We start from the raw sequence: 23,174 nt of genomic DNA, 5'->3' as shown, positions 1-23,174 counted from the left end.
TCAAATGTGGCAACGACACCACTATAGTAAGTTGTTTGTAACTAGTCTATATGAAATTATTGCTATTTGTTACTCGTTTTGCTCATCCGCATAGCGTATGAAGCGCCCCACTGATAACCCCCGCAACATACGGATTCGATAACGAAGTTCCGCTTCCTTGATGTTTAAGGCACCAGTAGAGGTCCAATCGTCTAATGCTTTTTCTAGGCTTTTAATATCTAAATAATTGCTCGCGCTACCATGAGCTTTGAGCTTTTCAAGCTCCTCGCGTATTTGTGGTATGGCACGATCCATTTGCTCTGGCCAGTCGGCTGACTGTAACCCGCGCGTTTTAATATCAAGGATTTCTGGCGGAAGCACATCCTTCATCAAGCGTCTAAGAAGCCATTTAAATTGACCACCCCCTAGGTACTGGGATTCGGGAATAGCTAAACAAAACTCAATTAAACGCACATCCGCGGTAGGATCTCGCATTTCAAGACCATAGACGTTTGCTAACGCGTTATAGTCACCATTTTCCATCTTATTGATCGCTTGGATGCGCTGTTGGCGGCCTTGCCAGGCAGGCTGAAAACTAGTATCGAAATCCGCTTGCTTAGCCCGTTGTTGTGAACCCATCTGTTTAGACCAGGCTGGATTGATAGCCGAATATTTTTTTAATCCTAAAGCCCTACCTTGAGCGCTTTCCCGCAGCTTCCATAAAAAATTGGGTAATAGCGGTGCCAAACATGGCCTAACCAACTTGCGCCATCGTAGGGTCGGCTGATGCTGCTTAAGCTCTTTATAGACATTATATAGCGTTAACCAATGCCCTTTACGTGTCAGCCATGCTAAATAGGGGTAACCATCATGGGAAATGCTGAAGTTTCCCATTGATCCGGTCAACAGAACTTTGATACCTCGCTTGGCGGCATCCTTGCGAATGGCGATCCACCAAGCCATATTGCACGCATTGAGAGGCGGCCGGTCAAGCAGTTCAACCGCCTCCTGTAGCTGGTCAAGCGGTGTTTCCTCTCCGGTTCGAATTATAATATGCTCAATGTTCTCGAAACGACGAACTAACGCTTTGGCGCCTACAGACTCATCGGCATGGCGTCCTGGGGGAACTGGGCCATCAAATCCTTCGCGTGGCAGTGCCGTGAAGGCCGCTAACGGTTGTTTGTGCTTGGCCAGCAATTTAGCGGCTGTTGCGGTCACGGTGGAACTGTCTAAGCCTGAGCTTAGTTCGGCGCCGATAGGCCCGCTTGATCGAAGACGCCGATTGACTGCTTGTTCAAGATGTTCACGAAGGGCATCAACATATGCCTCGTCACTTTCAAGCTGAATTTCACGTTCTGGGTCAAAGCGATGATAAAAATGAGCGTTCAACTCACCATTTTCAAAATTAACCACCTGCCCCGCTTCAACGCGATAAATATCTTTAAAAAGTGTTTTTGGACCCGACATGGGTATTAGACAAACATAGTCATGCAGTTGCTCTTCGCTGGTCGCTTTAGTGAACCCTGGTATCGCGAAAAGCGCTTTAGGCATCGTAGCAAATGCGATTTGATCATCCCGCTGGTACCAGTAAAGGGGGCGCATGCCGAGCGGGTCACGAGCTAACCATAAACGCTGACGTTGCGGCTGCCAGCACGCGATTGCGAAGTCTCCAAGTAAGTGCTTAGGAGTCGCTGTCTCCCAACGAAGACAAGCTTGGTAAACCAGTTCGCTATCCGCCATTAAGGCAGCTTGCTCAGTGCCTATCCCCAGCTTTTCACAAAGCTCATCACGATTGTCGATTCGCCCATCAAACACTAGCGCCAACTTTTCGGTCCCGCGCCATAAAGGTTGCTGATCAAGGCTGTCTTCGGGAGTCGTGCGGAGCAACGTACGGGTAAGGCCCACGTTTTGTAGGTGCCAACTATGCTGTGCATCGCGTCCATACGGCGTTAATAGCGTCTGCATACGCTGCAGGGTGTCACGGTCCACGGTACTAGCATCAAGGTGAATCAGGCCTGCAATAGCACTCATAATGAACCCCCATTGGTTTGCGCTGGCACAAGTAGGTCGCCTAGCTGTTCGAATAAGTTCTCCGCGACCGCTTCTGGACTACGGACGGTTAACGCATTGTTATAGAAACGTGCAACATCCTGACCGGTGCCAATCGCTGCCAGAGTGATGGGGCTTTTTTCAATATCACTAATAATACGGCGTAGGTGACGCTCTAGAAAATCGCGCCCGTTGGCCTGGGCGGTTGCTTTGTCGTAGGGGGCACCATCCGATATAACGATCATGATTTTGCGAGGCTGCGGCTGGCGGCTAAGTCGATTAGCCGCCCAGTGCAGCGCTTCTCCGTCAATATTTTCGTGACCCGGCATCGGGCGTAGCAATAGGCTTAATTGATGCTTGGTGCGTCGCCATGGCTGCTCAGGTGTTTTATAAATAATATGCTGTAGAGCGTTAAGTCGACCCGGATACTCGGGTTTTCCTCGCTGTAGCCAGCTTCTCAATACAGGGTTATCGGCAGTATAGCGGGTGGTAAAACCCAGCACTTCACAGCGAATTTTACAGATTTCCAAGGTGTGAATGGCGAGTTCAATGGCCATGGCAGCCATCTGCCGACGCCGTAGATCCATAGAACCAGATTGATCTACCAAGAGCGTCACACACGCCTCAGGCATTTGGGCTTCTTTCTCAAAGCGAAAAACGCGCTGGGTGGGTTTATCATCTAGTAACCTTGCTAGGCGGCGATTATCCAGCCTGCCGTCCTCTTGATCAAATAGCCATTGCCGTTGGCTAGCCGCTAAAAGACGTCTTTGTAAACGGTGGGCAAGCTGCTTAACGCGCCGTTGGTCAAGCTGATGGAGTTGCTTAAGGGCTTCAGTATCCGTGCGCTGCAACCAGTAGCTAGCGGGTTGAGTTTCATCCCAAGCACGTGAGAACACGGCATAGTGTTGTTTTTGATCGTCACGTTCAGCTAGCTCTTCGGTTAACCCCGGTTGAGTTAAATCTGCTTGTTCAGATACATCCTCTTCTACGTCGTCGTCTTCGAGCGCAACGCTAGTTTTTATTCGTGGATGTGATGTTTGATTAGGTTCATAAAAGTGAGCGAGCTGCTTAACCAGTGGTGCAACGATCTCCGCGAATACAGCGCTATCTTCCAAATGATGAGTGGCCTCTAGCAGCGACGCTTGAAGTTGGTTATCGGTTAAAGAATGCGAAGGCTGAGGAGCAGGCGATTGTTGGCCTAAAAACTGACCCAATGTACGTTTTAATAACCCTTTCGAGGACTGGTTTATTGGCGAAGAAGATAAAATTTTATCGGGCTGCGGCAGACCCTGGAAGGTGAAACGGGCAGCTCGGTAAAGCGCCGCCATCTCCTTATTGGCTGGGGCCGTTGCGGTCGGTTGTGCTAAGTTGCGCGCAATACCAGGCAATTCTTGGCTAGCTAGTGTTTCAACACGTGCTCGTTCAAGCAAGCTGTACCAGCGTTGTTCATCGCTAGTAAAACGAGCCTGCTGGCGCGGGTCATGCCAACGTCGCCAAGCAGCCAGTGCATCGGCAGCCCCGCGATCTTTTTGTGCAGCCGGTTGCGCGCTAGTCGATAGCGGTCGAGTAATACGCCCAGACGAGTAGGTACGTGTCCAAGCTTCAATCAGCGCTTGCTCTTTACTAGGGATTGTTGGCATTACATACCCCTCATGACAACTCAATATCAAAGCAGCGTTGATAAATTTCAGACACCAGAGAGCGTTCTACTTCGTCACAGCGGTTAAAGAAGCTCAACCGCATAGCTTCATGAGGGTCGTTTAATAGAAGGGTATTTTCTCCCCAGGCAATCAGCGTGCGTAGCGATATAAGCGTGGTCAGGTCGCCTTGGGCAAATGCTTGGCGGAGAAGACCTGCGCAGGTGACCATGCGCTGTACTTGCTCGATGGGTAAGTCACTAAGCTTTCTTTGTAACAGCTGTGTTTCTGCTTCCGCTGTCATATAGCCAAGCTCGGTAGTCACGTGCCAACGGTCAAGCTGGGCTTGATTAAGCGCCTGAGTGCCGACATAGAGACCTGTGGCATCGCCCTGACCAGCAGTGTTCGCCGTAGCAAAAAGACGGAAACAAGGGTGGGGAGTAATGACCTGATTTTGATCAAGCAAGGTGAGTTTGCCTTGCGTTTCTAGCACGCGCTGAATCACAAACATGACATCGGGACGACCAGCATCGTATTCATCAAGAATAAGCGCGATGGGGCGTTGCATGGCCCACACCAGCATGCCGGGAACAAACTCCGTCACTTGCTTGCCATCACGAATGACCACCATATCTCGGCCAATGAGGTCAGCACGAGTGATGTGACCGTCCAGGTTAATGCGTATACACGGCCAGTTCAGTCGGGCAGCGACCTGCTCAATATGTGATGACTTACCGCTTCCATGAGGCCCATACAGATAGACACGACGGTTTTGGGCGAACCCCATCAAAATGGCGCGTGTTGCACTTTCGACAAAATGAAAATGCTGATCCTTCTCTGGCACGTGTTCTTCAGGTTGGGAAAACGCCGGGATTTCCCACGGCATGGATACCTGAAAGACATCTTCAGAGGCGCATTTTGTATCGGGTTGAAGGGTATAAGTCGTCATAGTATCGATTAATCGTCCTTTATGGGGCCTTGTCGCCGGGAGCCAGGCAGCCAGTACACTCGATTTTGCATGAGGGTATGTAATCCTGCTGGGAACCGAGCATTGCATCGCTAAAATATAAATTCTGTTTACATAAGGTAACATTAAATGTAAAGATAATAGTTAAATTAGGTGAAATACAGCACTATGCATGTAATGCATTTGAGGCGTTAGCTGTAACCATAGTCGCTAATGCCGCGATGATGGGCTTCCCCAAGGCTATCAGCAGAAGTAACAATCAGTAACGTATGTGATGGGGAAAATACCGATGTTCGTAGCTGGCACCATGACTGGTACGTAGATGACTGGCATGTAGCAAGGATGAGAGAACCGCTTACCGCTTTCTAAAGTTGGAATAATTAAAGAATATGAATGAGCGAACGATATCTGAATCCCCTGACCGCCTCATGGCGGACCCAAGTTTTCAGCTACTATTGCTACTATCTCGCCTGGAGCTAACCCAGGAGCACATTCGGGCGGTTGATGAGCTCATTCCTCGAGTAGAAGATTGGGATTCTTTTACTCGTCAAGCATCCGATCGCTTTGTGCTACCCATTGTTCATAGCCACCTTAGCAGGCGATGGAGAGATCGAATTCCTGAGCCTTATATCGACGTGATGAAACACTACACGTTGCGTGCCTTGCAGCATAATTTGAATATTTCAGCTGAGTTCAAGCATATCGTTAGAGATGTATTATCGCCTCTCAAAATTCCACACCTTTGTTTCAAAGGACCTTCTTTGGCTTATCAATATTACCCAGAGCCTGCTCAACGTCTCTGTCGTGATGTGGATATTTTGGTTACACGAAAAGATTTACCAAAACTACTACAATACGCGCTTAAAAATGGCTATCGGGCTCATGATCCAAAGGCGTTAACAGCCAGTGAAGAAAGCGTTGAGTTTGCAGCTAACCATCAAAAAGTAGTCACCTTGCTTTCGCCTCGTAACGTCGCTGTGGAATTCCATGCAAAAATTGACAATACCGGAAGTGTGTTTGATGCATCGCATATGCTTGAAAAACGGCAGCCCATTACTATCAGCTCTGTTGACACCTGGGTTATGCCTATTAGCGAGCTTTTTGTCTATTTATGCTGGCACCATACCAAGCATTACTGGTCCCGACTGCATTGGTTAGTTGATATTACGGCTATGCAAAACCATCAAGATTTTAATCTTGATGAAGTCTTAGCGCGTGCAGAGCACTACTCACTTGGCAATACAGTTCGTTCATGCCTAGAAATGATTGATTTTTTCAGTTCTCCAGTGCAGCGCAATATGGAAGAGTTGACACCTAATACTCGCGAGCTGGTACGCACATCTATACTCGCCATGCATGGCGATGTGGAGTTTGAACACTCGCTTAGCCGCAAAAAACCTACCCCTGATTTTTCATTTGCTTGGCAAACTTCTACTGTTGAGGTATGGCAATGGCGTCTGTTGGGGTGGAGGCGGATATTTCGACCCACCTATGATACCTATGTAGCTTGGCCACTGAACCGTAACTGGCAATGGGTCTATCGTTGTATACGTCCCTTTCATGAAGCTTATATGCGTTTAGGTCATAAAAAAAACGGTTAATTAACAAGGCGGTTTTGCTACATGTCTATTGTCAATAAGTTTGTTTCATCTTTCTTTTCATTGGTGCGTATACTTTCGATATCTTGGAAAAGTAGCCGAAAGTGGACACTTTTAAGTACGTTATTTATGGGGCTGGAGATTATTTCAGGGCTTGGCGTGCTTTATCTTCTAAAACAAATGGTAGATGTCGTCACCACTGTGCTTGCCGAGCCTGAAGCGGCAGAGAATGTTAAATCAGTTCTATACTATGTAGTGTTAACTGGCCTGGGTACGCTGGCCTACGTTATTTCACGCTCGTTAGCCGGTTTTTCTCGAGAAACGCAAGGTATGATGGTCGCGGATTATGTTGATAATATAGTTCAGAAAACCGCAATCAGTGTTGACCTGGCTTTTTATGAAAGCCCTCTTTATCACGACACCTTAGAGCGTGCCCGTCAATCCGGTAGCCAAAGACCTGCTCAGGTAGCGAGCAATTTAATGCTCTTGGGCAAAAATGCGTTAATGCTTTCAGCTATCATCGTACTCCTGGCTACCATCAATTGGCGTTTACTACCTATTATTTTAATCGCTATTATTCCTGCGCTCATTGCAAGGATTTACTTTACTCGAATTCTTTATGACTGGCAGCGTCGAAGGACACAAATGGAGCGCCGAGCAGGTTATCTAGACTGGTTAATGACTTCTGACATTCACGCGAAAGAACTACGACTTAACCAATTAGGTGATTTTTTACGGCACAAATATAAACGTATTCGTAGCGATATTCGTGAAGAAAAACTCGCCATCAGCCGCAAGCGAACCACCGTTGAATCTATTGTTGCAGCTATAGCGTCGGTAATATTTTTTACTTCACTAGGTTATTTGGCGTGGAATACCGCCCAAGGAGAAAATAGCGTAGGCGATTTAGTGCTATTTCTGCTGATATTCCAACGTGCTCAATCGATGGGACAAGAGCTTGTACAACAACTCTCCAAACTTTATGAAGACCATTTATATATGGGAATGCTGTTTGAGTTTATGGATATGCAGCATACCGTTCCTCGCTCGTCTCAGCCCGTTGATATTGTTCAATCTGAACAGACCACATTAGCGCTTAAAAACGTCTGTTTTTCTTACCCTGGTACCCATAAAGACGTTATCAAGAATGTGAATTTGGAGATAAAACCTGGTCAAATTGTAGCGTTAGTGGGCGCTAATGGGTCAGGTAAAACCTCGCTGATTAAACTAATGACGCGACTTTATGACCCCACGGAAGGGAGCGTAAGCATTAATGGCGTTAACGCTCAAGACTGTGACATTGATGAGTATAGACAACTATTTAGCGTTATCTTTCAAGATTACTCACATTATGCCGAGTCAGTGCACGAAAATATTCGCTTTGGCCATATAAACGGTACTGATGCCGAACATACCGTGCCCAATGCTGCTGAAAACGCAGGGGCGGCCGCATTTATTGAGGAGATGGATGATAAGTACGATACGATGCTGACACGACTGTTCGATAATGGTAAAGAGCTTAGCGTCGGGCAGTGGCAAAAAATAGCACTCGCACGTGCCTTTATGCTGAAGTCGAACATCGTCATCTTAGACGAGCCCACCAGTGCCATGGACCCTGTGGCAGAATCCGAGCTATTCGAAAACTTCCGTGAACGCATTAACCATCGCTCTGCCTTGGTTATTAGTCATCGGCTGTCGACCATTCGGTTAGCCGACTACATCTACGTGATGGATGATGGCGAAATTAAGGAATCGGGCACCCATGAGTCTCTTTTTGAGCAAAAGGGTATCTATCATGATTTATTTAGCCGTCAGGCTAAGTACTACCAGCATGACTTATCTTAAATGAATAGGCTTCAAACAATGCAGACAGGAAGAGCCGGGCAGGCTCTCTCACTCCTTAACGGCATTATTATCTTTGTCTTTGCTGCCACGCTTATTCTTATTCCAGAAGCTTACTGGTGGTTAGGCTTGGCAGCCTTTATATCGTCGCTAATAGGATGCGCTGTTTTTGCTAGCTACAAACTATCCCCAAGAGTATTCACGGGCGACGATTACAAACTAGTCGTTGCGTTGGTGTTCTTTGGCAGCGTGTGGTGGTGGAGTGTATTGGCGGATGACAGCCTACCTTTGCTGGCTCGAGATGGGGTACACCATCTTTATCTGTGGCCTTTTCTAGCAGCCTTTTTTTTACTTGCCTTGCGTACATTTACTCCTTCTCCTTATTGGCTTTGGTGGGGAGTATGCTGTGGTGCGTTAGGCTCAGGTATGATCGCGATATATGAACGAGTTATCATTGGCGTAGGAAGAGCCAGTAACGGCATCAATGCGATTCCTTTTGGTAATTTATCGCTCTTGACGGGTGCGCTATCGGTAGTAGCGAGCATTTATTGGTTGCAGCAACGAAAAACTTACTCTTTTGGGTTTGCCCTGTTAGCTGTTTGCGCTGCCTTTTTCGGCTTTTTAGCGTCTTTATTGTCTGGAACACGCGGCGGCTGGGTAGCGATTCCTTTTCTCACTGCCTTAATGTTATCGGCAACTACTAATCTAATAAGCTCTAAAGTGCGTAATGTAGCTCTGTTACTGATAACTATATTTGTTATTTTTATTATTGCTTACCCCGCATCGGGCATCTGGTTACGTTTAGTGGCTATATTCGATGATATCTATCAATATTTTATAAATAATAATGCTGACACCTCATTGGGTACTCGCTTCGAGTTTTGGCGTGCAGGATGGATCATGTTCATCGAGAACCCTATCTTGGGTATCGGTGAGGGTGGTATTCAAGAAAGATTGGAATCTTTGGTAGCCCATGAGATAGCTTCTGATAGAGGTATGACTGTTCCACAGTTACATAGCGATATTATTGATACGCTCGCCCGCCGAGGGCTGTTAGGCGTTATTAGTCTGTTGTTATTGTATGTTGGATTTGCCTCAGCATTTGCTAAAAAAGCGTTACACGCGAATGATAATGTACGCTCTCGTCTGTTGGCTATTAGTGGCCTAATGGTAATTATAGGATTTTTCGATTTTGGTCTCTCACAAGCAATGTTCAGAGACCTAAGAGGATTCAGCGGATTTCTAGGGTTTAGTGTAGCTGTATGGGGCTGTTTGGGCTATAAAACCCAAGCGCAACCGGTCTCAACTGCCCCTAGACGGACTGCCTTTTTACGCTAATACTCCTAATGTGTAAAATCAGTCAACCTGTTTTGACACGATAACTATCGCTAGTAGCGATACAGATGTCTTTTCATATTGTCTTTAATAAATGCAACTTCTTTGGAAAATTTATCGTTTTCATGCATTTTAACTTTACTTGATGCGTCAGAGAAATCAAAAGTATGAAAAAAATTGGGCCTGCTTTTTAATCCAAGAAAGGTTTCTACCTTATCTAACGCTGTTTCAAAATCAAAGAAAATATCTTCAAACCAAACATCAATTATATTGCTATGGTCACATGTATCCAGCATGTCTGCCATTCGATCATACCTAGGCATATATTCATTTACGAACAAAGAAGCAGCTTCACTAGTCTGCATTAAATGGTAACCCTTTTTTTTCTTTAAAAGTAAATCAATAAACTGATCTCTAGGATCGCGCCTAACCACGATGATTTTAACTTCGCTAAGGACATTAGAGGCCACACAGCCGTATTTTTCATCGAACAATAATCTAGGTGAAATTAGCTGATCAAACACGATTTTTTTATCACTACAAATGCATTTCTCTAATGAAGCAATATATTCATTCATTATTTTTTCTATTTTTAATTTTTTTTCCGTGTTTTCAAGTTGCTTTAATTCACCTATTAATATCTCTAACTCTTTCAGCATGCGTCTCGAATATAAAGAGAATCCAGGTAAAAACTTATCATATGATCGCTTCCTAGACCGATATTTAGTGATTTCGGTTTTTATGCCCGCTGAAATCCCCGGCAATCTAGTGAACAAAGCAAAAGCTAATCGCAGGGGGAGAGGTACTTGTTGGCCGAACTCTGTAAGCGATCTTTTAACTTGAGAAAATTCATTCTTCGTTGGTGTGTTTTGTAAGTAGATCTTACTAGCAATAGAATAAAGCCCAGACTCCCCTATACGTAACTCTTTTTCTAATACCCCCACCTCCTCGTAAGCAGAGACGATATCGATCCAAGGTGAGGAACCCGTTGATACTGAACCCCCAATTGAAATTACCATTGTTAAACTCTTGAACATTAAATTAGATAAAAATAATTTTTAATAGTGCTGAGGAATACTTCTAAAAGAGCGTAATAAAAGGCTAGCTTGAAGTAAGTATCCTAAGGCTTGTTTATCATTTTAATATCTTTGACTCATTTTTGTCACAATTTTTAATAAAAAATAACATAAATGAAACGTGAAAAATTGAATTCCCATATAATTCCTTATTTTACAGTGTCTTATATATAAAATATTCAAAATAAGCGTAAAAGATTGTGATACTAGAATGATTATTTTGATCCAAAATTTTAGTGGATTAATACTTTAAATATTAATTGAGAAGTGTTTTAAAAATAAAAATTACTAGTTTTGTAGGATCGGTACTCTTAGGCGAATTACTCCGTTATATGCAGTGTGTAAATGTCAGTATGATGTGATGCTTTGATCGTTTATGTCGTCCTGGCGGCAGGGCGGGTACTTCCATATGTAGTTCGATATGGTCTAACAGAGGGGCAGAAAGTAGCACTTAGTAACGTAGGTTTTGGCTGGCGGTAAGTGGGCGGCGCTGTTGGCAGCATCACCGGTTGAGCGGGTCAGGCGCGTTAAAAGATGACGCGGCCTGTGAAAAGCTTAACGCCCTATGCCACCAGCTTGCCGATGTAATGGCTAATAACCATCGTTAAGCCCCCTTTAGCATACGATCCAACTGCCGATAGCCAATGGCCTCAATAAGGTGTGGTTGGGTGGGCTTAGGAGCGCCTTGTAAGTCGGCGAGTGTCAGTGCCACCCGCAATACGCGGTGGTAAGCGCGAGCGGAAAGCTTGAGCTTTTCAAGCACGCCCGCAAGCCAAGCACGTTCTTCATCATTAAGGTCACAGGCGGCTTCCAGGGCTTTACCGCTTAACTGGCTGTTCAGCGCGCCGCGCGTCATTTGCCGCTCCCGGGCTACCATTACCCGCTCTCGCACGGCTGCTGATGATTCACCTTGGGTTTGTGCCGTCAACTGCTCAGGCGGCAGCGCAGGGACTTCTACCTGGAGGTCGATGCGATCCAGCAGTGGCCCGGAAAGCCGCGCTTGATAACGCTGGATCTGGCTGGCGGTACACTGACAGCGCTGGCGGGGGTCACCTAAGTGGCCGCAGGGGCAAGGATTCATCGCGGCTACCAATTGAAACCGAGCTGGATAACGGCGTTCATGACTGGCACGGGCCAAATGAATAGTGCCTGTTTCCAGTGGTTGTCTTAACACTTCTAATACATTGCGGGAAAACTCGGGCAGTTCATCCAAAAACAGCACGCCGTGGTGAGCAAGTGAAATTTCGCCGGGTTTGGGTTTTGAGCCGCCGCCGACCAGAGCCGCGGCGCTGGCACTATGATGGGGTTGGCGAAATGGCCGCTTGCCCCAGTCGGCTTCGAGCGGCAAGCCACATACCGAGCGCACAGCGGCGACTTCCAGTGCATCTTCCTCGGAAAGTGGCGGCAGAATGCCCGGCAGGCGGCTAGCCAGCATGGTTTTACCGGTGCCTGGAGGGCCGGCAAATAACAGGTTATGGCCCCCAGCGGCGGCGACTTCCAATGCACGCCGCGCCTGCTGCTGACCGCGTACATCGGCGAGATCATCTACCGGGGCGGTCGTTTTAACCGAGGCGCTCAATTTGTGCGGTGGGATTTTCTCTTGCCCCAGCAGATGGGCGACGACTTGCCAGAGGGTGTCCGCAGGCAGCACCGGTAAATCTCCCGCCAGTGCCGCTTCATCGGCGCAGTCGCGAGGAATAATCAGTGCTTTTTTTGCCCGTCGAGTCGCCAGAGCAAAAGGCAGTATGCCGGGTACTGCACGCAGCTTGCCATCCAAGGCCAGCTCGCCAGCACACTCTATGCCTTCTAATGCCTCTACCGGGATTTGCCCAGAGGCGGCGAGAATGCCTAAGGCGATAGGTAGATCAAAGCGGCCGCCCTCTTTGGGAAGATCGGCGGGCGCGAGGTTAAGGGTAATACGGCGAGTATTAGGAAAATCAAAGCCAGCATTGACGAGCGCACTGCGTACCCGCTCGCGGCTCTCTTTGACGGCGGTTTCCGGTAGGCCCACCAGCGTTAGGCCCGGTAAGCCATTGGCCAGATGCACCTCAACATGCACTGCGGGTGCGTCTAAGCCTACGCCCGCGCGCGTGGCAACAATGGCTAGCGTCATTGCATTCCCTCGCTGACTTTGGTGTCAACCTAACCCCATTGAGGTTAAGCCTATTTTGCTTGAGGGGTTAACGTACCGTAATTAAGAACACTTTGGTAGTGTCATCCTCCCTTCATCATGGGGTAATCCCTATCCTCAGGCGCTACCTTCAGTGCAGCGGTCAGCTCTCGTGCAAAGCGTTGGGCGGAGGGTAGCGCCCCGAAGCTCCATACTGGCGGTAGGCGTAGAAGGTTGTTGTTTTTGACGCTTGGAAGCTGCTGCCATAAGCCACTGTCGGCAAGTTGCGCTTCGACGCCGGCGGGCAGCGGCTCGATGATCACCAACATTGCCTCTGGGTAGCGTGCTAACGCTTCAATCCCTACCAGCGAAAATCCCCAGGCGTTGGTGGTTTGTTCCCACGCATTGGACAACTCTAGTTGCTCCAGCACCGCATTGTAGAGGCTGTTATCCCCAAACACCCGCACGTGGCGGGCATCCATAAACTGCACCATCAGCAGCGGCGCGGTATCAGACTGTGAGAGGGGGCTTGATTCTCGCAGGCTGGCCATCAAGTCGTGGGTTTCCGTGATCAGTTGCTCTGCCTGGGTTTGGCGCTCGGTTAACTCGCCCAATTGACGGGTCAAGGTTTGCATTTCTTGCCAAGTGTCGGTGGCAGGGGAATAGAGCGAGAACGAGGTAACCGGGGCGATGCGCTCCAAGCGAGGCGTTAAGCCAGCGAACATTGGCGAAATGAGTATCTGCTCAGGAGGAGCTTGGGCTAGCAATTCCAGGTTAGGTTGGGAGCGTAGCCCCATATCGGTAGCACTGTTGGGGATACGGGGCTCCCCCACCCATGCGTGATAGTCGCTTTGTTGGGCGACGCTGCTGACAGGCGCATCAATGGCCAGCAAGGTTTCGGCAATGGTCCAGTCGACCGTTGCCCACTGCGCCTTGGCGGTAGAAACGATCAGCAGACAAGCCACGAATAGACCGCAGCGTGCAAATAAAGAAAACAGAATGGAGTGGCGCATGGTGGTGAGAGGTCATCAAGAAAAATATGAGCTGTATTTAAACGATAATATTTATTGTTTGCAAACCTCGTTCCAGAGAAAAAATGCCCAGGTGCATTGGCCTGGGCAACGTAACGTTATTAGTCGTGCCTAGAAACAAACGAGCACTTAGAAACGATAGTGGACGCTGGCAGTCACGCCGCGTTCGGCGCCGAAATAGCAATACTCAAGCGAATTACAGGAAGCCACGTAATCTTTATCCAGCAGATTGTTTATGTTTAAGCGTGTTTCGACCCCCTTGATGCCGACATGGCTTAGGTCGTAGCCAAGGGTGGCATCGACCAGGGTGTAGTCGGGTACGCTTTCGGTGTTGGCCCGGTCAGCGGCGATATCCGCATAATGGCGGACACCGACCCCCATATCCACGCCGTTTAGCCAGCCGTCCTTGGCCTCGTAATGCCCCCAGAGCTGCACTTGGTGCCGGGGTGAGTAAATCGCGTTATTGCCCTGGTTGCCGTCGTCGCTTTTGGCGTAGGTGATGTCGGTGAAGCTATAGCCCCCTTGTAGCGAGAGGGTATCCGTTAGCTGAGTTTGCGCTTCTAGTTCCACCCCCTGAGACTCGATTTCCCCCACGGCGCGATAAGGGTCGGTGGGCTGTTCTTTGGTGGCGACGTTTTCCTGACTGATGTGGAACAGTGCAGCACTGTACTGGCTTTGGCTGTCGTTAGGTTGGAATTTGACGCCGGTTTCCCACTGTTCGCCTTCCATCGGTTGAAGCAGATCACCACTCTCATCCACGAAACTGGTGGGGGTGAAGGCGGTGGAATAGCTCAGGTAGGGCGCTACGCCGTTATCGAATAAATAGACCGCCCCAGCTCGGCCACTAAGCTGGGTGTCGCTGAGAGAGCTGGTGTCACCGCTATCGCGGTTGGCATTGTCGATATTCACCCAGTCGTAGCGGCCGCCCAAGGTGAAGCGCCAGTTATCGAGGGCTACTTGGTCTTGTAGATAGACACCGGTCTGATCTATCTCATGGTGTTCGCCCATCGGCTGATAAATAGGAGCGCTCGGCTCGGCGCCGTAAATAGGGTTAAAGGCATCAATGGCGGGGAAGGCGCCCGACGGCCATGACACGTCGTTTTCCCGCTGTTGGTAATCCACCCCAAAAAGCAGCGTATGGTCCATAAAACCACTGCTGAGGTTGGCTTCTAACTGGTTGTCTAACGTCCAGGCTTCCAAGGACTCATCGCTGCCAGAGTAGTAGCGGGTGAGTTCATCAGAGGTGGGCGACGTCCAGCCATAGCCGTAGACCTGATTCAGCACTACATCTGAATTGAGGTAGCGCATCAGTTGGCGGCCGGTCACTTGGTCATTAAAGCGGTGCTCAAGGGCGTAGCCGACCATGCGCTGGGTACGTTCGTAGGTGTCGTAATCCTCTTCACCATCAAAGAAATTATTGCTGATTTTGCGCCCATTACGGGCAACCACGGCCCCTTCGAAAGGAACACCAGAGTGGTAACCGCCTTCTGGTTCATCCTGCAAATAGGCTTCTACGGTGAGGCTGGTGTCATCAGTGATGTCCCAGGTTAGTCGTGGCGCGATGGCATAGCGCTCCTCTTTAGCCGGACCAAACTGGGTATCGGCGGCGCTGGCAATACCGGTCAGGCGGAAAGCAACCCGTTGCTCCTCGCCAATTGGCCCGGTGAGGTCAAAAGCGGCGCTGCGTTGATTATTATTGCCCAACCGAAAACGCAGCTCACCGGACTGTTCAAATTCGGGGCGTTTACTATTCAAAGCCACCACACCGCCTGGGGAGGCGCGGCCATAAAGCACCGAGGCAGGCCCGCGCACCACTTCAATGCTTTCCAAAAACCAGGGGTCGATGCGCATGCTGCTATGCGAGTTGGCATCGCCCATGATCTTCAAACCATCCAAGAATGTGTTACTCAGGCTTCCATCAGAAAATCCGCGCAACACCAGGTAGTCGAAGCGATTGGAGGCACCTATCTGATTGCTATAGACACCGGGCGTGTAGTCGGTGGCGCGCTGCACGGTACTCACCCCACGATTCTCCATCTGCTCACGGCTAATGGTGGAAACGCTTTGGGGCGTTTCAATAAAAGGTGTCTCGACTTTGGTGGCGGCTTGCTGCGCGGTCACCGTGACGGTGCCCAGCTCGGTGCTCTCCTGGGCATATAGCGGTGATGCCCACAGTGCCGCGATAACCGCGGCGCTAAGGGGAGAGCGTAGAAAGCGATGGTGAGAAGTAAACATGGGAGGCACCTGCAATAAGAAGCAATTAACTTTGTGTTAATGAGAATTATTGCCCTTTATTGCAGTGGAAAGGTATGCGCAATGACAAAGGGGGTATGCGTAATGCTAAAAAACGTCCAACAGAGGAACTTAGCGCTCTAAAAACAACCCTGCGGCTTTTAATGGCGATGGTGTACTTCATGGGGCGCAATGCCAAAAGCGCGCTTAAAGGCGGTGGCAAAATTGGTGGCGTGGCGATAACCGCAGGCGTGAGCGGTTTGCTGAACACTATACCCTCTGCGTAAGTACTCTTGAGCCTGGGTCAGGCGACAACGGCGTAGGTAATCGAAGATTGAGCAGCCGTAACAGCGCTGAAACTTGGTGCGTAGGCTGCTAGGGCTCATCGCGGCATTTCGGGCCAACTGCTCAAGCCGATAATCCTGGTTGGGGGAGTGTTCGAGCTGCTGACGCAAGCGCTCCAGACGTTGGTGATCGCGATGGGAGAGGCCCGGTGGGATGCTTCCCACGCCCCTTTCGTCGCTGGGCTCAAGGCTAGCGATAGGCACAGGCAGTCCATGAGCTAACAACTGAAGTGCTAGGCCTTGCCATAACAGGCGCTGCCGTTCGATTGGCCAGTTCGAAGCCAGTGCCGTCTCCAGACTATGAATAAGGAACTGCGGCACCTTCCAGGTATGCAGTAGGGGCGTTACCGGAGGGGTAACATTGATAGGCGAACAGTTAATGGACGAGAAAGTGGGCGGCTCTGTGCAAGCGAGAAGCGAGACGTTTAGGATGCGCAAACGCTGTGGCGCGGGCTGGAAGACCTCAAGCCCAGTCTGCTCGTTGAAATGTGCACTGAAGGCGTCGCCGGCTTGCAACTGAAACGACTGGCGCCCGAGACTGACTTGAATACGGCCTTCGAGTATCACGCTGAGAAACCACGGCGCAGTACGCCGGGAAGTGGAGGCGTAAGCGTGTAGGACGTCTAGATCCGAGTGTGTCACGCGCAGTGTGGGGTCTATCTCGACATCCATCACCCGCCCACGAGCAACGCAAGGCGCTGGCTGGGAGCGGTCAGGCGCTTCGGGAAAGCGGTAGTCGATCCCGAAGCGCTGACCAATAGCCAGCAGGTCATGAGTGGTAATGGGTATGCAAGACGGCGCTATTGAGCCGAGTGTCGCCATCCTCGTTACCTCACCCTTGAGCTGTTATCAGCGAGTAGCCAACCAGCACTCAGTAATCCATCGACCAATTTAGGGTGTAAGTACGCCCACGGCCCTGGTAGTCGTAGAGGTACTCTGGGCCGTAGTAGGGCGAATAGAACATGGCGGCTCGCTGACCCCAGACGGTGGAGTACTGATCATCCAGCAGGTTCTGCACTCCCAGGCTTAAGGTGCCAAAATCGGTTTCCTGGCTGAGCGATAAGTCGAGGGTGGTATTACCATCGATCTCCCTATCGGCAGCGTCTTTCAGGTCGAAATTGTGATTGGCCTGCAAGCGAGCCGAACGTACATAGTCCGTCCAGCCAATAAAGGCGGTGGCGGAAGAGAGCGATGCATAACGGGCGTCACGCTTCTCCCACTCTCCTTGGTCGTTCTCCTGCTCGGAACGCACCAGGTGCAGAGTACCCCCGGCCTCCAGGCCATTATCGAAGTAACGGGTCACGGCGCTTTCCAGGCCGAAGTCGCGCTTCTTCTCATCGACGACGCTGACGCTTAAATCTTCGGCGTTCTCTACCGCTTTGTCCGACCAGGCGTAGTAAAGCGCTGTTTGGGCCGTCCAGTTGCCCCCCTGGTAGCGCCAGCCTAGCTCTACTTGATCCGTCTCGATGGCAGATAAGGGGTTGTTATCGACACTTATGTCGGGGCTCTTGCCGTAGTATTTGGCGGGGTCTGGCAGTTCGAAGCCCTGGCTGAACTGCAGCCAGTTCTGGTGGCCGTTGCGGTGATCAAAGAGGGCGCTGGCATTGAAGAGCGTCGCTTCGTAGTCATTCTTGCCGCCAGGAATCCCCTGGAATTCATCCACTTCGACGTCCATGTGCTGCTGGCGCAACCCCGCGGAGAGTTTGAGCGCCTGGGTGGCTTGCCAGTCGCCCTGGACGAAGCCTGAAAGCCCGTCCACTTGATAACCTGGATAGCGGGGCTCAACCCCCGATGCCTGCTGATCCAGGCCGCCGGAAGCATCTGATATGTCGGTATCGAACAGCTTCTGGCTGGCATCGAAAGTTTCACGATCCAGATCAAGGCCGTAAGTTAGCGAAACATCATCACCCAGGCGCGATTCAAACAGCGCTTTGATGCCGCTTAAATCGGTGTTTTGTTGTGAGGCGCGAAACTGCAGGCCGTCGGCGACTGGGTAGGGAAATGCCTGAAAGCTGGACTCCTCCTCCCGGTGAAACGCCTGCAGGTAGAAGTTTTGTCCCCACAGGTTAGCGTGGTGATAGTTGACGTTGACGAGCTTACGGTCGGTTTCTGGATCGCGCTGTGAGCGGTAGCCATCGCGAATCTCGGCATCGTTCAAGTTGGGCGTGGCGGCGTCGAGGTTGGGAAAGTAAACACCTCGATCACCTTCGAAGCCTGAACGGTACAGCTGGGCGCCCAGTTCCAGGCTCTGTTCATCGGTCAAACGGAAAGAGAGGTTGCCCAATACATCAATGCTACGATTGTCCTGCAGGTCGGTCTGGGCGATATCGGGGAAGATTTCCTGGCCGCTACCGTCATAGTGGCGCCCGTTGTCACCAATGGCAGTGCCCAGATAGCCTTGAACCCGCTCATTGCCGCCGCTGATCGATTGTGACAGGCGCCGATCCATGTCATCGCTGCTATTGAAGCCAGTGGTGATGCCCGCTTCGGTACGCCAGTTCAGGCCTTCCTCGCCTTTGCGGGTAATAATATTGATCAAGCCACCCGTAGCACCGCCGCCATACAGGCTGCTGGCGCCAGAAAGCACTTCCACACGCTCAATATTGAAGGGATCAATGGCATCGAATTGACGGGAAAGCCCTCGCGAACTGTTCAGCGATACACCATCGATAAGCACCTGCACGCCCCGACCTCGCATGTTCTGCCCATAATTGGTGCGCCCTTGCGGCGCCAGATCCAGCCCCGGCACCAGACGCCCCAATGCTGTCTTTAGGTCTGCACCATTGCGGGTCTGCTGTTGCAGCATCTCTTTGTCAATCACCCAAACAGCGCCGGGAATTTGACTGATTTGAGTGGGCGTGCGGGATCCAACCACGACCATAGTGTCGTCGGCGTTTGCGCTAGAGGTCATTTCTTGGGCGAAAACGCTACTGGAGAGGCACAGCAGTAGCCCGGTACCAATAAGTGAAGTAGGTAAGGAGTGCAAAACATACATGGGGATCAGTCCGCGAACAATAAGGGTGAGTAGGCGGAGAGTATCACCAGGAAACATAAAGTCAATGATAGTGATTCGTGTTTATAGTTTATCCAGTTAACGCTAATCCATGCAGCAATAGGGCATTAACCTATTGCTGCTGTTAATGAGGCGGAAGTGTTAAGTGGGCTTATTCTTCTTTTCTGTATCTGTATCTGTATCTGTATCTGTATCTGGCTCGGGGGTAGGCACCGGCGGTACTTCTGCTTCTAGCGGGGTGGCAGTGGGAGCAGTAGAAGCTTCTACCGTGGCTTCAAGTGTCGCAACCTGACGCTCTAGCGCCTCTACCCGTGAACGCGTGCGCTGCAATACGTCCATTAAAATATCGAAATCTTCCCTTGAGACAAGTTCTAAGCGGTCAAACGCACCGCGCACAACTTGCTGCACGCCTTTTTGAATATCTTCCGGCGCCTGCGAGGCGTTCTGTAAGCGATCGCCAATCTGCTGGGCCAGTCGGCTGATGCGGTCTTGAGGGGCCATAGCTGCTCTCTCCTTGATTACTAGCTAAATGAATATAAAAACGCTTACCCGTAAGGATACGCAACAGTTGGCAAATTCGCATGCGCCGAATGGATTTACTGCTTGGCGAGTGGTTTGCATCGAAATAGAGCGGTCAACATTTTATGTTGCTCTTTTTTGGTGCAATAGCGGTGTGGTGGAGTTTGGTTTGATGAGAGTGAGCGTGGAAAGGGGCTTTGATTTTTACTTAATTGACTGATTTTTATTTAAAAAAAGTCAGCTGGCACGGTATGCGCATTATCGGTTCAGGTGCTTATTCTGGCGGCTGTGCCGCTACCAATCTAGCAGGACTTATCCAGCAGGGGAGATCCGGGATGAAACTCATCACCGCTATCATCAAGCCATTCAAGCTCGACGACGTTCGTGAGGCACTCGCCGACAACGGCGTACAGGGCATTACGGTTACCGAAGTGAAAGGGTTTGGCCGTCAGAAAGGGCATACCGAGTTGTACCGTGGCGCAGAATACGTCGTCGACTTTCTTCCCAAAGTGAAAGTGGAAGTGGCCGTGGACGATGCGCGTTTAGAAAGCGTGCTGGATGCGATCTGTAGCGCGGCTAACAGCGGCAAGATCGGTGACGGCAAGGTGTTTGTTACGCCACTGGAAGACGTGATTCGTATACGCACCGGTGAGCGCGGCGCTGACGCCGTATAACGGACGCCACGCGAACAGGCTGCAGCGCCTTTTTTTGCGTATAACTTCTCATAGAATAACGGGGAACACCTCATGAATGAGTTAGCTGATTTGAGCTACGCGCTCGATACGTTCTACTTTCTAATTTGCGGCGTGCTTGTGATGTGGATGGCCGCAGGCTTCTCCATGTTGGAAGCGGGCTTGGTACGCTCCAAAAACACCGCAGAGATCCTTACCAAAAACATCGCGCTATTTGCGATCGCCTGCACCATGTACCTGCTGGTGGGCTACTACATCATGTACTCCAGCAGTGCTGGCGGCTTTTTACCTAATCTGGGTTTCTTGATTGGCGCTGAGAATAGTGCTGATGCGGTGACCGCAGGCGGCGATGACGCCCCCTACTACTCAATGCGTTCTGACTTCTTCTTCCAGGTTGTGTTCGTCGCCACCGCCATGTCGATTGTGTCGGGTGCCGTTGCTGAGCGCATGAAACTATGGGCATTCCTGGCCTTTGCTGTGGTAATGACTGCGTTTATCTATCCTGTGTCTGGTTACTGGACTTGGGGCGGCGGTTGGTTGTCTGAAGTTGGTTACTCTGATTACGCGGGCTCAGGCATTGTGCACCTTGCCGGTGCAGCAGCGGCACTAGCAGGGGTGATTGTGCTAGGTCCGCGTAAAGGCAAATATGGCAAAGACGGTTCTATCCATGCCATTCCTGGTGCCAACATGCCGCTGGCAACGCTGGGTACTTTCATTCTGTGGATGGGTTGGTTCGGCTTTAACGGTGGCTCTGAACTCAAGCTGGCGGCCGTCGATTCTGCTAACAACGTGGCGCAAGTGTTTGTAAATACCAACGCGGCGGCCGCAGGTGGTGTTATTGCAGCACTGATTCTGGCCAAACTGTGGTTCCGTAAAGCTGACCTGACCATGGCACTGAACGGCGCGCTGGCAGGCCTGGTCGCCATCACCGCTGATCCGCTCTCTCCGACCGCACTGGGCGCCACGATTATTGGTGCAGTGGGCGGCATCATCGTCGTCGCTGCCATCGTGACCCTTGATAAGGTAAAACTGGACGATCCGGTTGGTGCGATCTCTGTTCACGGTGTTGTTGGTATCTGGGGTGTGCTGGCGGTACCGTTGACTAACGACGGTGCATCTTTTGGTGCGCAGCTCATCGGTATCGTCGGTATCTTCGGCTGGGTGTTCCTGGCAAGTCTGGTGGTGTGGTTGATCCTGAAAGCCATCATGGGTATCCGGGTTAGCGAAGAAGAAGAGTATGAAGGCGTTGATATCGCTGAATGTGGTCTCGAAGCCTACCCTGAATTTGGAATTAAAAAGTAATGTGATGCTGATTAAGTGAGCTGGTGTGCTCTGTCTGGCCTCCCCTTAGTGGGAGGCTTTTTTATTCTCTGCCGATAGCGGTGTATGCTATTTGTCAGCGGTTAACGGTTACGACACCAGCAGCCGAATAAACCAATCTCATCACGGCCACCCACTTAGAGGATAGGGTAATGAAATTGATCACAGCTATTATCAAGCCGTTTAAGCTCGACGATGTACGCGAGTCGCTCTCGGATATCGGCGTGCAGGGTATTACGGTGACGGAAGTGAAAGGTTTTGGACGCCAGAAGGGGCATACCGAATTGTATCGCGGCGCTGAGTATGTGGTTGATTTCCTGCCAAAGGTGAAGCTGGAGGTAGCAGTAGACGATGACATGGTCGAGCAGGTGATTGATGCTATTACTCAGGTTGCTAATACAGGGAAAATCGGCGACGGCAAAATCTTTGTTATGCCGTTAGAGCAGGTGATCCGTATTCGTACTGGCGAAACGGGCAAAGACGCGGTTTAAGCATCATGCCATAGCACAAACCCCCGCTAACCGGTTTATATCCTCAAACCGATTAGCGGGGGTTTTTAATGGCTAGCGGTTAACTTACTTTTCGACGAAAGCGCGTTCAATTACGTAGTCGCCCGGCTCGCCCATACGCGGAGAGATATTAAGGCCCAGCTCGTCTAACAGTGCGCTGGTATCGTCCAGCATGGCGGGGCTACCGCAGATCATGGCACGGTCTTGGCGTGGGTCGATAGGCGGCAAGCCCGTATCTTCAAATAGTTTGCCTGAACGGATATGGTCGGTCAGACGTCCCATCGTGTGAAACTCTTCACGGGTAACGGTTGGGTAGTAAACCAATTTTTCTGTGATATCTTCGCCCAAATACTCATGCGCCGGAAGTTCTTTGGTGATGAAGTCCGCATAGGCCAACTCAGAGACTTCACGGACACCATGCACTAATACTACTTTCTCGTAACGTTCATAAACCTCAGGGTCCTGAATCAGGCTCATAAACGGTGCCAAACCAGTGCCGGTCGAGAGCATATACAGATTTCGACCGGGTAGTAGGTCGTCGGTCACTAGCGTGCCGGTGGGCTTACGGCTGACCATAATCTGATCGCCTACTTTCAGGTGTTGAAGGCGTGACGTCAGCGGGCCGTCAGGTACTTTGATGCTAAAGAACTCAAGGTGGTCTTCGTAGTTGGGGCTGGCAATCGAGTAAGCGCGCATCAGCGGCTTGCCATTCACCTCCAGACCAATCATCACAAACTGACCGGTTTTGAAGCGCAGGCTGCGCTCGCGGGTAGTGCGGAAGCTGAACAGGGTATCGTTCCAGTGGTGAACGCTAAGCACTTCTTCCAGAGCAAACTTACTCATGCCATTTCTCCGTTAGCCGACGCTGGCCCAAAACCGCATCGATCATATTCTTAAAAAGAATAAAAATGATTAAATATG

The 23,174-nt window shown here is 50.3% G+C and carries 17 protein-coding genes; 6 read left to right on the top strand and 11 right to left on the bottom strand.

Annotation, left to right across the window (positions count from 1 at the left end; genetic code table 11):
* Positions 1–69 precede the first annotated feature (69 nt).
* Genes ACW44H_RS18525 through ACW44H_RS18515 form a run of 3 tightly spaced genes read right to left on the bottom strand, consistent with a single transcriptional unit; the run spans position 70 to position 4,614 of the window.
* Entirely contained in the window at positions 70–2,010 is a 1,941-nt protein-coding gene (locus tag ACW44H_RS18525) for an asparagine synthetase B family protein (protein WP_457505966.1), read from the bottom strand.
* Entirely contained in the window at positions 2,007–3,668 is a 1,662-nt protein-coding gene (locus ACW44H_RS18520) for a cobaltochelatase CobT-related protein (protein WP_457505965.1), read from the bottom strand. Before ACW44H_RS18520 ends, ACW44H_RS18525 begins: the two co-directional genes overlap by 4 nt.
* A gap of 10 nt (positions 3,669–3,678) precedes the next feature.
* Positions 3,679–4,614 carry an AAA family ATPase gene (locus ACW44H_RS18515; protein WP_457505964.1) on the bottom strand — a complete coding sequence of 312 codons (936 nt, stop codon included), beginning with the start codon at positions 4,612–4,614 and terminating at the stop codon, positions 3,679–3,681.
* A gap of 407 nt (positions 4,615–5,021) precedes the next feature.
* Between ACW44H_RS18515 and ACW44H_RS18510 the strand changes: the two genes are divergently transcribed.
* From ACW44H_RS18510 to ACW44H_RS18500, 3 genes are read left to right on the top strand one after another with little or no spacing between them, the layout of a single operon-like run.
* Positions 5,022–6,233 (top strand): nucleotidyltransferase domain-containing protein, encoded by a 1,212-nt coding sequence (locus tag ACW44H_RS18510; RefSeq protein WP_457505963.1) that lies wholly within the window; start codon positions 5,022–5,024, stop codon positions 6,231–6,233.
* A 21-nt stretch (positions 6,234–6,254) separates the two neighbouring features.
* Positions 6,255–8,075 (top strand): ABC transporter ATP-binding protein, encoded by a 1,821-nt coding sequence (locus ACW44H_RS18505; RefSeq protein WP_457505962.1) that lies wholly within the window; start codon positions 6,255–6,257, stop codon positions 8,073–8,075.
* Between the two features lie 18 nt (positions 8,076–8,093).
* Positions 8,094–9,410 carry an O-antigen ligase family protein gene (locus ACW44H_RS18500; RefSeq protein ID WP_457505961.1) on the top strand — a complete coding sequence of 439 codons (1,317 nt, stop codon included), beginning with the start codon at positions 8,094–8,096 and terminating at the stop codon, positions 9,408–9,410.
* A gap of 50 nt (positions 9,411–9,460) precedes the next feature.
* On the opposite strand, the gene ACW44H_RS18495 is transcribed toward ACW44H_RS18500, so the two are convergent.
* From ACW44H_RS18495 to ACW44H_RS18465, 7 genes are all read right to left on the bottom strand, one after another.
* Positions 9,461–10,426, bottom strand: a complete 966-nt coding sequence (locus ACW44H_RS18495; RefSeq protein ID WP_457505960.1) for a hypothetical protein — start codon at positions 10,424–10,426, stop codon at positions 9,461–9,463.
* A 661-nt stretch (positions 10,427–11,087) separates the two neighbouring features.
* Positions 11,088–12,596, bottom strand: coding sequence for a YifB family Mg chelatase-like AAA ATPase (locus ACW44H_RS18490; RefSeq protein ID WP_457505959.1), 1,509 nt, complete (start codon positions 12,594–12,596; stop codon positions 11,088–11,090).
* A gap of 101 nt (positions 12,597–12,697) precedes the next feature.
* Positions 12,698–13,606: an ABC transporter substrate-binding protein gene (locus ACW44H_RS18485; protein ID WP_113270461.1), complete on the bottom strand. Its 909-nt coding sequence runs from the start codon at positions 13,604–13,606 to the stop codon at positions 12,698–12,700.
* Positions 13,607–13,753: 147 nt separating this feature from the next.
* Complete coding sequence (locus ACW44H_RS18480; protein WP_457505958.1) at positions 13,754–15,859, bottom strand: TonB-dependent siderophore receptor; 2,106 nt, start codon at positions 15,857–15,859, stop codon at positions 13,754–13,756.
* 158 nt (positions 15,860–16,017) lie between these two features.
* Positions 16,018–17,022, bottom strand: a complete 1,005-nt coding sequence (locus tag ACW44H_RS18475; protein ID WP_457505957.1) for a helix-turn-helix transcriptional regulator — start codon at positions 17,020–17,022, stop codon at positions 16,018–16,020.
* 49 nt (positions 17,023–17,071) lie between these two features.
* Entirely contained in the window at positions 17,072–19,195 is a 2,124-nt protein-coding gene (locus tag ACW44H_RS18470; RefSeq protein WP_457505956.1) for a TonB-dependent receptor, read from the bottom strand.
* A 159-nt stretch (positions 19,196–19,354) separates the two neighbouring features.
* The gene (locus tag ACW44H_RS18465; RefSeq protein ID WP_457505955.1) at positions 19,355–19,714 is read right to left on the bottom strand and encodes an accessory factor UbiK family protein; all 360 of its coding nucleotides are present in this window, start codon (positions 19,712–19,714) and stop codon (positions 19,355–19,357) included.
* Positions 19,715–20,067: 353 nt separating this feature from the next.
* Here ACW44H_RS18465 and ACW44H_RS18460 point away from each other — a divergent pair, with 353 nt between their 5' ends.
* The 3 genes from ACW44H_RS18460 (at position 20,068) to glnK (ending at position 22,235) form a co-directional block, all read left to right on the top strand.
* Positions 20,068–20,406, top strand: a complete 339-nt coding sequence (locus tag ACW44H_RS18460) for a P-II family nitrogen regulator (RefSeq protein ID WP_007112359.1) — start codon at positions 20,068–20,070, stop codon at positions 20,404–20,406.
* Positions 20,407–20,478: 72 nt separating this feature from the next.
* A complete protein-coding gene (locus ACW44H_RS18455) occupies positions 20,479–21,726 on the top strand; it encodes an ammonium transporter (protein WP_113270465.1) in 1,248 nt (415 codons plus the stop codon).
* 170 nt (positions 21,727–21,896) lie between these two features.
* Entirely contained in the window at positions 21,897–22,235 is a 339-nt protein-coding gene (glnK, locus tag ACW44H_RS18450; RefSeq protein ID WP_027957942.1) for a P-II family nitrogen regulator, read from the top strand.
* A gap of 84 nt (positions 22,236–22,319) precedes the next feature.
* Here the strand turns inward: glnK and ACW44H_RS18445 are convergent, their stop codons facing one another.
* Positions 22,320–23,096, bottom strand: a complete 777-nt coding sequence (locus ACW44H_RS18445) for a ferredoxin--NADP reductase (RefSeq protein WP_113270466.1) — start codon at positions 23,094–23,096, stop codon at positions 22,320–22,322.
* Between the last annotated feature and the right edge of the window lie 78 nt (positions 23,097–23,174).

The sequence above is a fragment of the Vreelandella sulfidaeris Esulfide1 genome, assembly GCF_054072535.1.
This window is presented reverse-complemented; position numbering and strand designations above follow the sequence as displayed.